This is a genomic window from Streptomyces sp. NPDC043952 (assembly GCF_056435325.1).
The window spans coordinates 73507-86086 of sequence record NZ_JBWKES010000010.1 but is presented as its reverse complement, the minus strand read 5'-3'; the positions used below and the strand labels follow the sequence as shown (position 1 = coordinate 86086).

The following is a 12580-nucleotide window of genomic DNA, read 5'->3' as shown; positions in this document are numbered from 1 at the left end:
AGGCCGTGCGTGGGCGTGCCGGATCACAATGACCGCGCGGACCGCCGGGCGCCGGCGGCCGGGAGCCGGAGGTGTGCGATGCGGTACGGGGTGCTGGGCACGGGCGAGGTGGGCCGGACGCTGGCGGGGCGGCTGGTGGAGCTGGGGCACGAGGTGACGCTGGGCTCGCGCACCGCGGACAACCCGGTGGCGCGGGAGTGGGCGACGGCGGCGGCCGGGCGGGCGCACGCGGGGACGTTCGCGCAGGCCGCGGAGGCGGGCGAGGCGGTGATCAACGCGGTGAGCGGGCGGGTGGCGCTGGACGCGCTGCGGGCGGCGGGCGCCGCGCACCTGGACGGCAAGATCCTGGTGGACGTGTGCAACCCGCTGTCCTTCGAGGACGGGCTGCCGCGGCTCGACCCGGTGGAGTCGGACAGCATGGGCGAGCGGATCCAGCGGGCGTTTCCCGGAGCGCGGGTGGTCAAGACGCTGAACACCGTCAACGTCACGGTGATGGTCGATCCGGCGCGGGTGCCGGGCGAGCACCATCTGTTCGTGTGCGGGGAGGACGCGGCGGCGAAGGAGCGGGTGACGGCGTGGCTGGGCGACTTCGGGTGGCCGGCCGGGCGGGTGCTGGATCTGGGGGGTATCGCGGCGGCGCGGGCCACGGAGATGTATCTGCCGCTGTGGCTGCGGATGTCGCGGGTGTTCGGGCACGCGGACGTCAACATCGAGGTGCGGCGGGCGGGTTGACGCCGGTTCGGTGCCGCCGGCGACCCTGGGGCTACCCGTCGGTAGTAATTGCTGACAAGCTGTCTACGGCGTCTGTCAGCAGTCGAGCCGAGGAGCACCCATGTCCGCCACCGCCTCCTTCACCGTATCGACCCCGCACGGCCCCGAAGAGGTGGCCGTGTCCTACGCGCGCGTGGGGCGCGGCGAGCCGCTGGTGCTGCTGCACGGCATCGGGCACCACCGGCAGGCCTGGGACCCGGTGGTGGACATCCTCGCCACCGAGCGCGAGGTGATCGCGGTCGACCTGCCGGGCTTCGGCGCGTCCCCGGCGCTGCCACCCGCCCTCGCCTACGACCTGCCCACGACCAACGCCGTGCTGGGCGCCCTGTTCGAGACGCTGGGCCTGGACCGCCCGCACATCGCGGGCAACTCGCTGGGCGGCCTGCTCGCGCTGGAGCTGGGCCGCGAGAAGCTCGTACGGTCCGTCACGGCCTTCTCCCCCGCCGGGTTCTGGACGGAGGCCGAGCGGCGGTACGCCTTCGCGACGCTGCTTGCGATGCGGGGTGTCGCCCAGCGGCTGCCGGTGCCCCTGGTGGAACGGCTCAGCCGCAGCGCGGCGGGCCGCACGGCGCTGACGAGCACGATCTACGCCCGCCCCGCCCGCCGCGACCCCGCGGCCGTGGTCGCCGAGACCCGTGCGCTGGTGGAGGCCACGGGCTTCACGGCGACCCTGCGGTCCGGCAACACCGTCCGCTTCACCGACCCGCTGCCCGGTCTGCCGGTCACGGTCGCCTGGGGCAGCCGGGACCGCCTCCTCCTGCGCCGCCAGGGCGTCCGCGCCAAGCAGACCATCCCGCACGCCCGCCTGATCCGCCTCCCCGGCTGCGGGCACTGCCCGATGAGCGACGATCCGGCACTGGTGGCACGGGTCATCCTGGACGGCAGCAGGGGCGGGTCACCGGAGGAGGGTGAGGAGGGTTAGGCGGAGAACGACCCCGCGCCGCCCGGTACATGCGTTCCGTAGCCGGGCTGCACGGCCAGTGAGGGGCCGAGGCAGAAGGGGTTGCCGTAGATCCGCACCGGCTCGTCCGAGAGGTTCGACAGGACGTGGGCGAGCGCGGGCAGCCGGTGGCAGCCCACGGGGTCGTGGTAGACGTCCAGGGGCTGGACCTCGGTGGAGAAGACGACGACGTCTCCCGACGCGGCCTGCGCGGACCCCGCGAGGCCCAGCACCGAACAGGCCGCCGCGGCCAGGGAAACCAGAACTGCCTTTACTCGCACGATCATCCTTCACCGTCGACGCTCCCGCTCCGGACGCGGGCTCGCTCCACAGCTATCGCGCGGGCGCCGCCCCGTTCCGTCCGTTCCCGCCCGGTTCACCCGATCGGCGGACGACGCTTCACCGTCGCGGGCACCGAGCGCCGCGCCACCCCAAGTCCCGTACCGGCATGCACGGTTGTTCACCTCCGGTTCGTGTGCGCTCCGCGCGGCCCCCGTAGGTGTGGCTGCGCACACTGGTCGGATCCCGTTGCTGGAGGCGTTGTCATGTCGGACCGTTCGCTCCCCGGTCGCCGCGGTGTTCTGCGCGGATCGCTCGCCGCGTCGGCGGCGCTGGCCCTGCCCGGCGGGCTCGCCGCGGCCCCGGCGTTCGCGCTGTCCGGGCGGCCCCGAGGGGACTGGGGGGTGCAGGCCGGGGACGTGACGGCGGACTCCGGCCTGGTCTGGGTGCGCGCGGACCGGCAGGCCCGGATGACCGTGGAGACGGCGGCGACCGAGTCGTTCCGCAATCCGCGCAGGTGGCAGGGCCCGCTGCTGGGCGCGGACACCGACTTCACCGGCACCACCCGGCTGCGCGGGCTGCCCGCCGGCGAGCAGATCCACTACCGGGTGACCCTGACCGGCCCGGACGACCCCCGGCGCACCGGCGAGCCGGTGACCGGCACCTTCCGCACCGCGCCGGACAAGCGGCGCCGGGGCGTGCGATTCGTGTGGTCGGGCGATCTCGCCGGACAGGGCTGGGGCATCAACGAGTCGATCGGCGGCTACCGCATCTTCGACGCCATGGCCCGGACCGACCCCGACTTCTTCCTGTGCAGCGGCGACAACATCTACGCCGACGGCCCGATCTCCGCGACCGCCACGCTCCCCGACGGGAGCCTGTACCGCAGCGTCACCACCGAGGCGAAGTCGCACGTCGCGATCACCCTGGACGACTACCGGGGCAACTTCCGCTACAACCTGCTGGACGACGCCCTGCGCCGGTTCAACGCACAGGTCCCCGGCATCATCCAGTGGGACGACCACGAGGTCCGCAACAACTGGTACCCCGGCGAGGTCATCGGCTCCGGCACCCCCTACCCGGCCGGCACCCGCCTCGACGACCTCGCGCGCAACAGCCGCCGCGCCTTCTGCGAGTACTTCCCGATCTCCACCCTGGGCACCCGCCCCGACGGCCGGATCTACCGTGTGCTGCGCCACGGCCCTCTGCTCGACGTGTTCGTCCTCGACATGCGCAGCTACCGGAACGCCAACTCCCCCGACGACCAGACCACCGACCCGGTGGGCATCCTCGGCCGCGCGCAGCTGGACTGGCTCAAGCGCGAGCTGGCCGCGTCCCGTGCGGTGTGGAAGGTGATTGCCAACGACATGCCGCTCGGTCTCGTCGTGCCGGACCCGGTGGAGGGCAAGCCGGACTTCGAGGCCGTCGCGCAGGGCGACCCCGGCGCGCCGCTCGGCCGTGAGCTCCAGATCGCCGAACTGCTGCGGTTCATCAAGCACCGCCGGATCACCGGCACGGTGTGGCTGACCGCCGATGTGCACCACACCTCCGCGCAGCACTACGCCCCCGCGCGGGCCGCGTTCAAGGACTTCGAGCCGTTCTGGGAGTTCGTCTCGGGCCCGCTGAACGCCGGCGCGTTCCCGGCCGGCGACCTGGACGGCACGTTCGGCCCGGACCGGGTGTTCGTCAAGGCGCCGACCGCCTCCAACGTCTCGCCCGCCGAGGGCTACCAGTTCTTCGGCGAGGTCGACATCGACGGCGCGAGCGGCGAGCTGACGGTACGGCTGCGGGAGTACGACGGTACGGTGCTGTTCACCAGGACGCTCCAGCCCGGCCGGGTCGGCCGGTAATCGACGGTTTCCCGGCCGGTTCCCGTACGCTTCGACCCATGTCGCGCGCCGGCGTCATCCCCCGGCGCGCGGCCCCCTCAACTCGCGCGCGCGGAGCGGCCTTTGCCCTGTTCCGGGCGCCTCCCGCCAGGAACCGGCCACACATGGTCGTAGAAGATGGAACAAATGGGGCGGAGCATGCTTTACCTGTCGGTCACAAACAGTTCGTGATCAGGCAACACGCTTCCTTCACAGTGGTTGTATGACTCCGGATATGTCTGATGTGACCCGCGCCCGGCACGGCCGGCCCGTGCACCACTGGCGGCGGGACCTGGTGGAACTGGCCGCCCTCTTCACCGCCGTCGCCGTGGCCGACGGGGTGGCGAACCTGATCGGGCACGGCCCCGACGGGCCGGCCCTGCTGATGATCTCGGCGCTCGCGCTGGCCGCGACGGCGGGCTTCCACACCTGGTGGGCGCGGCGGCACGGCCATGCGCCGCCTCCGCCGCCGGCCGGTGATACCGGTGCCCGGCCGGCCGCCGTGGCGCGGTCTGCCGGGCCGGGCGACGGCGGGGCGAGCGGGCCCAGCACGCTGTGGCGGATGCGGACGACGGTCAGGGACGAACCCGGCTCGCTGGCCGCGCTGTGCACGGCGCTGGCGGAACACCGGGTGGACATCCTGAGCCTCCAGACGCACCCGCTGGCCGAGGGCACCGTGGACGAGTTCCTGCTGCGGGCGCCCGGCGCGCTGGGCGCGGCCGAGCTGACGCGGGCGGTCGCGGCGGCCGGGGGCGGCTCCACGTACATCGAGCGGGCCGACGCCCACGATCTGGTCGACGCCCCGACGCGGGTGCTGGGCCTGGCCACCCGTACGGCGCTGGATGCGGCGGAACTTCCGCTGGCGCTGCGGCAGTTGCTCGGCCGGTGCACGATCCGTTCGGTGCCCGGCCGGGGCGGTGACTGGGAAACGGTGCCGGTGGAGGGGGTGTTGGAGGACACGGTCATGCGGCTGCGGGCGCCGGAGGGCGGCGTGCTCACCGTGGAGCGGCCGTATCTCCCGTTCACCCCCACGGAGTTCGCGCGGGCGCGGGCGCTGGTGGAGCTGGACGCGCGGCTGGGTCCGCGGCTCCCGGACGGGCAGGACGTGCTGACGCTGCCCGAGGGCGACGACATCGCCGTACGGCGGATCGACACCGGTGACCTGGCGGCGGCGAGGGCGATGCACGATCGGTGCTCGGACCGCACGCTGACGCTGCGCTACCACGGGCCCGTCGGCGACGCCGACCGCTACCTCAACCATCTGCTCAGCCCCCGCTTCGGGCGGACGCTCGCCGCGCAGACGGCCGGCGGGCGGATCGTCGGTCTCGGGCATCTGCTGTGGGACGGCGACGAGACGGAGGTGGCGCTGCTGGTCGAGGACGACTGGCAGCGGCGGGGCGTCGGCGCGGAGCTGCTGCGGCGGCTGGTGGGGATGGCCCGCCAGGCCCGCTGCGACAGCGTGTACGCGGTGACGCAGGCGTCCAACACGGGGATGGTCGCGGCGATGCGGGGCCTCGGGCTGCCGCTGGACTACCAGGTGGAGGAGGGCACGCTGGTGATCACGGCACGCCTGACGACAGAGCCCTCACCGCTCCGGCCGACGTATGACAGGGCGCACAGGGACTGACGTCGGTGGGGGCCGGTGGGGGCCGGTGGACCGGTGGATGCGGGGACCTGGCGGGGGCCGATGGGGCCCGGTGGATGCCGGGGCCTGGTGGGGGCCGGCGGTGGCCGGTGGACTCCGGCGGTGAGGTCCGGTGAGGTCGGCAGTGGCCCGCGGACTCCGGCAGTGGCCGGTGTGGCCGCCGGTGGCCGGTGTGGCCGGCGGACTCCGGCAGTGGCCCGCGGACTCCGGCAGTGGCGGAGAACTCCGGCGGTGGCCGGTGTGGCCGGCGGACTCCGGCAGTGGCCCGCGGACTCCGGTGGTGGCCGGTGAGGGCCGGTAAGGCCGCCTCCCCCGGTCCCCCCGAGGCACCGGGAGAGGCGCCCCCGGTCACCGGTCCGTCAGCCCACCGGGTCCGTCAGCCCGCCGCCCCCGCCGTCCGCACCCCCTGCGCCGCCCCCGCTGTCCGCACCCCCTGCGCCGCCCGCGCCGCCTCCGCCGTCCGCACCCGCACCCTGGCCGACTCGCCCAGTGCCTGGTCCAGGTCGGCCCAGAGGTCGTCCACGTCCTCCAGCCCCACCGACAGCCGCAGCAACTTGTCGCCGACCCCGGCGCCCCGGCGGTCGTCCGCGTCCACGATGCGGTGGCTGATGGACGCGGGGTGCTGGATCAGGGTGTCCACGCTGCCCAGGCTCACCGCCGGGGTGACCAGCCGTACGCGGGAGATCAGCTCGTGCGGATCGCCCCTCACCTCGAAGGCGATCATCGCGCCGCCGATCCGCGGATAGTGCACGCGGGACACCCGCGGGTCCGCGGCGAGGCGGCGGACCAGCTCCGCGGCGCTCGCGGACGCCGCCCGGACCCGGACCGGCAGGGTGGACAGGCCGCGCAGCAGGAGGTAGCCGGCCAGCGGGTGCAGGACGCCGCCGGTGGCGAAGCGGATCTGGCGCAGCCGGCCCGCCAGCTCCTCGTCGCAGGCCACGACCCCGGCCAGCACGTCCCCGTGCCCGCCGAGGTACTTCGTCGCGCTGTGCAGCACCAGCCGCGCGCCCTGCTCGGCCGGGCGCTGGAGCACCGGCGTGGCGAAGGTGTTGTCGACCAGCAGCGGTACCGAACCGCACGCGTGCGCTATGGCCCGCAGATCCAGTTCGGCGAGGGTCGGGTTGGCCGGGGACTCGACCAGCACCAGGCCGGTGTCCGGGCGCAGCGCGTCGGTGATGCCGGCCGGGTCGGTCCAGGTCACCTCGGTGCCGAGCAGCCCGGCGGTGAGCAGATGGTCGCTGCACCCGTAGAGCGGCCGTACCGCGACGACATGGCGCAGGCCCGTCGCCGAGCGGGCCAGCAGCACCGCGCTGAGGGCCGCCATGCCGCTGGCGAACGCGACCGCGGACTCGGTGCCCTCCAGGCGGGCCAGCGCGGTCTCGAAGCGGGCGACGGTCGGGTTGCCGAGCCGGCCGTAGACCGGGGGGCCCACCGGGTCGGCGCCGTCGGTGGCGAAGGCGTCGATGCGCGCGGCCTCGCCCCGGCTGTCGTAGGAGGGGTAGGTCGTGGACAGGTCGATCGGCGGGGCGTGCAGCCCCTGGCGGGCGAGATCGTCGCGGCCGGCGTGCACGGCCTCGGTGGCGAGGGCTCTCGGTGCGGGGCGTACGTCGTCGTAGGCACCCATCGTCGCTGTGTCCATGACGGAAAAGGGTGAACATCGAACGGGTTACCGGGGTCGGACTCCGTGCTACGTTCGGCCGATGGCCGATTCCGTCGTACTGGATCCGGTTGATCTCGAACTGCTGCGGTTGTTGCAGAACGACGCCCGGATCACCTACCGCGATCTCGCCGCCCAGGTGGGGGTGGCGCCGTCGACCTGTCTGGACCGGGTGACCCGGCTGCGCCGCTGCGGCGTGATCCTCGGGCACCGGCTGCGGCTCGATCCGGCCAAGCTCGGCCGCGGCTTGCAGGCGCTGCTCTCGGTGCAGGTCAGGCCGCACCGCAGGGAGCTGGTGGGGCCGTTCGTGGAGCGGGTGCGCGCGCTGCCGGAGGCCCGCTCGGTCTTCCATCTGACCGGCCCCGACGACTATCTGGTGCATGTGGCCGTGGCGGACATGGCCGATCTCCAGCGGCTGGTCCTGGACGAGTTCACGGCGCACCGCGAAGTCGCCCGCGTGGAGACCCGGTTGATCTTCCAGCAGTGGGAGTGCGGGCCGCTGCTGCCGCCCGGCCACGCCGACAGCTGAATCCCGGCCGACGCTGGTGACGCGGGGATCCCTCCCGTACGAGGATGGACGGCATGTCTGAGATCAACACCCCGTTGCCCCGCCAGGTCGCCGACGCGTACGTGGACGACCTGATCGCCCTCGACCCGGTGACCGGCACCTACCTCGGCGTGCCGGAGAGTTCGCGCACGCTGCCCGACTACTCGCCCGCGGGCCAGGAGGCCCTCGCGGAGCTGGCCCGGACCACTCTCGCCAGGCTGGACGAGGCGGAGCGCGGGCCCGGCGCCGACAGCGGCGTGGAGCGGCGCTGCGGACGGCTGCTGCGGGAGCGGCTGACCGCCGAACTCGCCGTGCACGAGGCGGGGGAACACCTGCGCGCCGTCGGCAACATGCACACCCCCGGCCACTCGGTGCGGGACATCTTCACGGTGATGCCGGCGGAGACCGAGGAGGACTGGGCGGCGATCGCCGAGCGGCTGCGCGCGGTGCCGGGGGCGCTCGCCGGCTACCGCGAGTCGCTTCAACTGGGCCTGGACCGCAAGCTGTTCGCGGCGCCGCGGCCGACCGAGACCTTCATCGGGCAGCTCGGCGAGTGGATCGACACGGACGGCAAGGGCCGCGGCTGGTACGAGGAGTTCGCCGCCGCCGGCCCCGACGCGCTGCGCGCCGAGCTGGACGAGGCGGCCCGCACCGCCACCGCCGCCCTGGTGGAACTGCGCGACTGGCTGCGCGAGGTGTACGCGCCGGCCGTCGGGGGCGCCCCGAACGTGGTGGGCCGGGAGCGGTACGCGCGCCTCGCGCGGTACTTCAACGGCACCGACCTGGACCTGGACGAGGCGTACGCGTACGGCTGGTCGGAGTTCCACCGCATCCTCGGCGAGATGAGGCGCGAGGCGGAGAAGATCCTGCCCGGCGCCGAGACCCCCTGGGTGGCGCTGGCGCACCTGGACGAGCACGGCCGGCACATCGGCGTGGACGAGGTCCAGGGCTGGCTCCAGGGCCTGATGGACCGGGCGATCGCGGACCTGGACGGCACGCACTTCGAACTGGCCGAGCGGGTACGGCGGGTGGAGTCGCGGCTCGCCCCGCCCGGCGGCGCGGCGGCGCCGTACTACACGGGCCCCTCGGAGGACTTCTCCCGGCCCGGCCGCACCTGGCTGCCCACCATGGGCCAGGACCGCTTCCCGGTCTACGACCTGGTGTCCACCTGGTACCACGAGGGCGTGCCCGGCCACCACCTCCAGCTCGCGCAGTGGGCGCACGTGGCCGAGGACCTCTCCCGCTACCAGGCGACGGTGGGCATCGTCAGCGCCAACGCCGAGGGCTGGGCGCTGTACGCGGAGCGGCTGATGGACGAGCTGGGCTACCTCGGCGACGCGGAGGAGCGGCTCGGCTACCTGGACGCGCAGATGATGCGGGCGGTGCGGGTGATCGTGGACATCGGCATGCACCTGGAGCTGGAGATCCCGGCGGACTCGCCGTTCCACCCCGGCGAGCGCTGGACGCCGGAGCTGGCGCAGGAGTTCTTCGGGGCGCACAGCAGCCGCCCGGCGGACTTCGTGGAGAGCGAGCTGACCCGCTACCTGACCATGCCCGGCCAGGCCATCGGCTACAAGCTCGGCGAGCGTGCCTGGCTGCTGGGCCGGAAGCGGGCCGGCGAGCGGCACGGCGCGTCGTTCGACCTGAAGGCGTGGCACATGGCGGCCCTCTCCCAGGGCTCGCTGGGCCTGGACGACCTGGTGGACGAGCTGGCCGCGCTCTGAGCACCGGCTCACTCGATCGGCGTGCCCGGCGCGCGGGTCCCCCGGCTTCGCTCCCATGCTGGCGAACGGGGGACGACCGCCGTCCGGGCCGCCGCACGCGCCAGCCGCGTGGGGCGCGCCGCGGACCCTGGCCACCGGAAGGGCGTCGATGAGGCTCGTCGTCGATCTCAACAAGTGTCAGGGGTACGCGCAGTGCGCGTTCCTCGCGCCGGACGTCTTCGCCATGCACGGCGAGGAGTCGCTGGTCTACGACCCGCAGCCCGACCCGGAGCAGCGCGAGCGGCTGGCGCGGGCCGTGGCCGCCTGCCCGGTGCAGGCGATCACGGCCGACGGGGTGGCCGGCGCTTCCCGGAGCGCGGACGATGGCCGCTGACCACATGGACCGGCTCCGCCGCGAGGGCCGGATCGTGATCGTGGGCGCCTCGCTGGCGGGGCTGCGGGCGGCTGAGACGCTGCGCGCGGAGGGCTTCGCCGGGGAGCTGACGCTGATCGGCGACGAGCCGTACGAGCCGTACGACCGCCCGCCGCTGTCCAAGGCGGTCCTGCTCGGCCGGGCGGACCCGCACCGCACCGCGCTGCCCCGGCGCCGGGAGATCGACGCCAAGTGGCGGCTCGGCACGGCGGCCACCGGCCTGGACCTGACGGCCGGGCGGGTGCGGCTGGCCGACGGGGACGAGGTGGAGTACGACCGGCTGCTCATCGCCACCGGGGTGCGCGCCCGGCCCTGGCCCAAGGAGTCGGAGGCCCGGCTGGACGGCGTCTTCCTGCTGCGCACGCGGGACGACGCGGCCGGGCTGTACCAGCGGCTGCGCGCGGGGCCGCGCCGGGTGTTCGTGATCGGCGCCGGGTTCGCGGGCTGCGAGGTCGCCTCCGCGTGCCGGGAGCAGGGCATCGCGGTGACGGTCGCGGAACGGGCGGGCGCGCCGCTGGTGGGCGCCCTCGGCGGGGTGATCGGCGCGGTGGCCGCGGATCTGATGCGCGAGCACGGCGTGGATCTGCGGACCCGTGTGACGGTGACGGCCCTTGAGGGCGACGCGGCCGGGCGGGTGCGGGCGGTCCATCTGTCCGACGAGAGCGTGGTCGAGGCGGACGTGGTCGTGGTCTCGCTGGGCTCGCAGCGCAACACCGAGTGGCTGCGGGGCTCGGGGCTCGGCGCGGGGCCGCGCGGCATCGCCTGCGACGCGGGCTGCCGGGCCTTCGACTTCCGGGGGATCGTCACCGACGACGTGTTCGTGGCGGGTGATGTGGCGCGCTCCCCGCACGCGCTGTTCGAGTACCAGTTCCTCTCGCTCGAACACTGGGGCAACGCGGTGGCGCAGGCGGAGACGGCCGCGCACAACATGATCTGCGACGGCGCGGACCGGCGCCCGCATCTGTGGATGCCGGCGTTCTGGTCCTCGCAGTTCGGGGTGAACATCAAGTCGGTCGGGGTGCCCCCGATGGGCGAGGAGCTGATGATCACCCAGGGTTCGACGGCGGAGCGCCGGTTCGTCGGGGTCTACGGCCACAAGGGCCGGGTGGTGGCCGCGGTGAGCTTCGACAACACGCGGTGGCTGGAGTTCTACCAGCGGGCGATCGAGCGGGGCGCGCCGTTCCCGGTGGAGTACCCGACGATGGACCGGCGGCCCGAGAACCGGCGCCCGGTGCCGGCCGACTTCCCCGACCCGTCCCTGCCGACCCACGGCCCGATGGTGACGCTGAGCGGCTACTCGCCCGCCGACACCCAGCTCGTCTTCCACCCCGCCCGCCACTGACCGGCGCCCGCGTGCCGGAACCGCCCCGAGGAAGCCCCATGACGCAAGACTCGATCGTGCGCCGGATCACCGACTTCGCCAATCGCGCCGACCCGTACCCGGTGTACCGGGAGCTGCGCGGCACCCCGGTGCTGCACGAGGAGGAGGGCGGCCCCTACGTCATCAGCTCGTACTGGGACATCGAGGCGCTGCTGCACGACCCGCGGATCAGCTCCGACGCGGCGAATCTGGCGGCGGCCGGGGACGACGCGCTGCTCCAGTCGGAGGAGACGGGCGGGCTGCCGCCGTCGTTCCTGCGCCTGGACCCGCCGGAGCACGACCGGCTGCGGCGCATCGCCAACAGCGCCTTCGGGCCCCCGCACCGGCCGCGCCGGATCGACGGCATGCGGGGCGAGCTGCGGGAGATCGTCACGGGTCTGATCGACGGCTTCGGCGAGGAGCGGGAGATCGATCTGGTGGACCGGTTCGCGTACCCGTTCCCGGTGACGGTGATCTGCCGGCTGCTCGGGGTGCCCCGTGAGGACGAGCCGCGCTTTCGCGCCTGGGTCGATCCGCTGGTCGCGAGCCTCGATCCGGGGACGCGGCAGGAGGCGGACGAGGACTTCGCCAGGACCGCGCGCGAGGCCCGGATGCAGCTCGGCATGTATCTGGCCGCCCTGGCCGAGGAGCGGGCCAGGGAGCCGCGCGACGACCTGCTGTCCGACCTGGTGAACAGCCATGGCCCGGACGGCGCCATGACGATGATGGAGGTGCTCAGCACCTCGGTCCTGCTGCTGATCGCGGGTCACGAGACGACCGTCAACCTGATCACCAACGGCATGCTGACGCTGCTGCGCCACCCGGACGTGCTGGAGCGGCTGCGCCATGAGCCGGAGCTGGCGCCGCGGCTGGTGGAGGAACTGCTGCGCTACGAGCCGCCGGTGCAGCTGGTGCCGCAGCGCACCTGCATCACCGACATCGAGGTGCGCGGGGTGACGATCCCCAAGGGGTCGCGGATCTGGCTGGTGCTGGCCGCGGGCAACCGGGACCCGGAGCGGTTCGAGGACCCCGACCGGTTCGACCCGGACCGCGCGGACATCCAGCACCTCGGCTTCGGCAGCGGCATCCACAGCTGCTTCGGCGCACCGCTGGCCCGCCTGGAGACCCAGATCGCCCTGACCGAGCTGGCCCGGCGCCTGGACAACCCCCGCCTGGTCCAGGACCCGCCGCCCTACCGGGAGAACGCGGTACTGCGCGGCCCCCGACACCTGCGGATCGCCTTCGACGGCATCCGGCCCTGAAACCTCTTTGCGCCAACTTTTCGGGTCAGGCCGGGCACGGGCAGGCGCACGGCCGAATCGCGCGGCTCCGGTGAGCAGTTCGCGGCTCGGGCCGTCCCTTCCGGAGCCGACCGCA

11 protein-coding genes are annotated in these 12580 nt (G+C 74.0%); 9 read left to right on the top strand and 2 right to left on the bottom strand.

Features of this window, described 5'->3' with window-relative positions; genetic code table 11:
• Positions 1–78: 78 nt before the first annotated feature.
• A complete protein-coding gene (locus AC069R_RS14500; protein ID WP_478767150.1) occupies positions 79–732 on the top strand; it encodes an NADPH-dependent F420 reductase in 654 nt (217 codons plus the stop codon).
• Between the two features lie 100 nt (positions 733–832).
• On the top strand, positions 833–1693 hold the full coding sequence (locus AC069R_RS14495) for an alpha/beta fold hydrolase (RefSeq protein ID WP_478767149.1): 861 nt from the start codon (positions 833–835) through the stop codon (positions 1691–1693).
• On the opposite strand, the gene AC069R_RS14490 is transcribed toward AC069R_RS14495, so the two are convergent.
• Positions 1690–1998, bottom strand: a complete 309-nt coding sequence (locus AC069R_RS14490; protein ID WP_478767148.1) for a hypothetical protein — start codon at positions 1996–1998, stop codon at positions 1690–1692. The genes AC069R_RS14495 and AC069R_RS14490 overlap by 4 nt on opposite strands.
• 258 nt (positions 1999–2256) lie before the next feature.
• Here AC069R_RS14490 and AC069R_RS14485 point away from each other — a divergent pair, with 258 nt between their 5' ends.
• Both AC069R_RS14485 and AC069R_RS14480 read left to right on the top strand, forming a co-directional pair.
• Positions 2257–3840 carry an alkaline phosphatase D family protein gene (locus tag AC069R_RS14485; protein WP_478767147.1) on the top strand — a complete coding sequence of 528 codons (1584 nt, stop codon included), beginning with the start codon at positions 2257–2259 and terminating at the stop codon, positions 3838–3840.
• A 253-nt stretch (positions 3841–4093) separates the two neighbouring features.
• The gene (locus tag AC069R_RS14480; RefSeq protein ID WP_478767146.1) at positions 4094–5485 is read left to right on the top strand and encodes a GNAT family N-acetyltransferase; all 1392 of its coding nucleotides are present in this window, start codon (positions 4094–4096) and stop codon (positions 5483–5485) included.
• A gap of 394 nt (positions 5486–5879) precedes the next feature.
• Here the strand turns inward: AC069R_RS14480 and AC069R_RS14475 are convergent, their stop codons facing one another.
• Positions 5880–7142 carry a trans-sulfuration enzyme family protein gene (locus AC069R_RS14475; RefSeq protein ID WP_478767145.1) on the bottom strand — a complete coding sequence of 421 codons (1263 nt, stop codon included), beginning with the start codon at positions 7140–7142 and terminating at the stop codon, positions 5880–5882.
• Positions 7143–7203: 61 nt separating this feature from the next.
• On the opposite strand from AC069R_RS14475, the gene AC069R_RS14470 reads away from it, so the two are divergent.
• From AC069R_RS14470 to AC069R_RS14450, 5 genes are all read left to right on the top strand, one after another.
• A complete protein-coding gene (locus AC069R_RS14470; RefSeq protein WP_397987384.1) occupies positions 7204–7689 on the top strand; it encodes an Lrp/AsnC family transcriptional regulator in 486 nt (161 codons plus the stop codon).
• A 53-nt stretch (positions 7690–7742) separates the two neighbouring features.
• Positions 7743–9431: a DUF885 domain-containing protein gene (locus AC069R_RS14465; RefSeq protein WP_478767144.1), complete on the top strand. Its 1689-nt coding sequence runs from the start codon at positions 7743–7745 to the stop codon at positions 9429–9431.
• Positions 9432–9579: 148 nt separating this feature from the next.
• A complete protein-coding gene (locus AC069R_RS14460; protein WP_397987382.1) occupies positions 9580–9804 on the top strand; it encodes a ferredoxin in 225 nt (74 codons plus the stop codon).
• Positions 9794–11185 (top strand): NAD(P)/FAD-dependent oxidoreductase, encoded by a 1392-nt coding sequence (locus tag AC069R_RS14455; RefSeq protein WP_478767143.1) that lies wholly within the window; start codon positions 9794–9796, stop codon positions 11183–11185. The genes AC069R_RS14460 and AC069R_RS14455 overlap by 11 nt, the downstream gene beginning before the upstream one ends.
• Positions 11186–11223: 38 nt before the next feature.
• Entirely contained in the window at positions 11224–12465 is a 1242-nt protein-coding gene (locus AC069R_RS14450) for a cytochrome P450 (RefSeq protein ID WP_478767142.1), read from the top strand.
• The last annotated feature ends 115 nt before the right edge of the window (positions 12466–12580 follow it).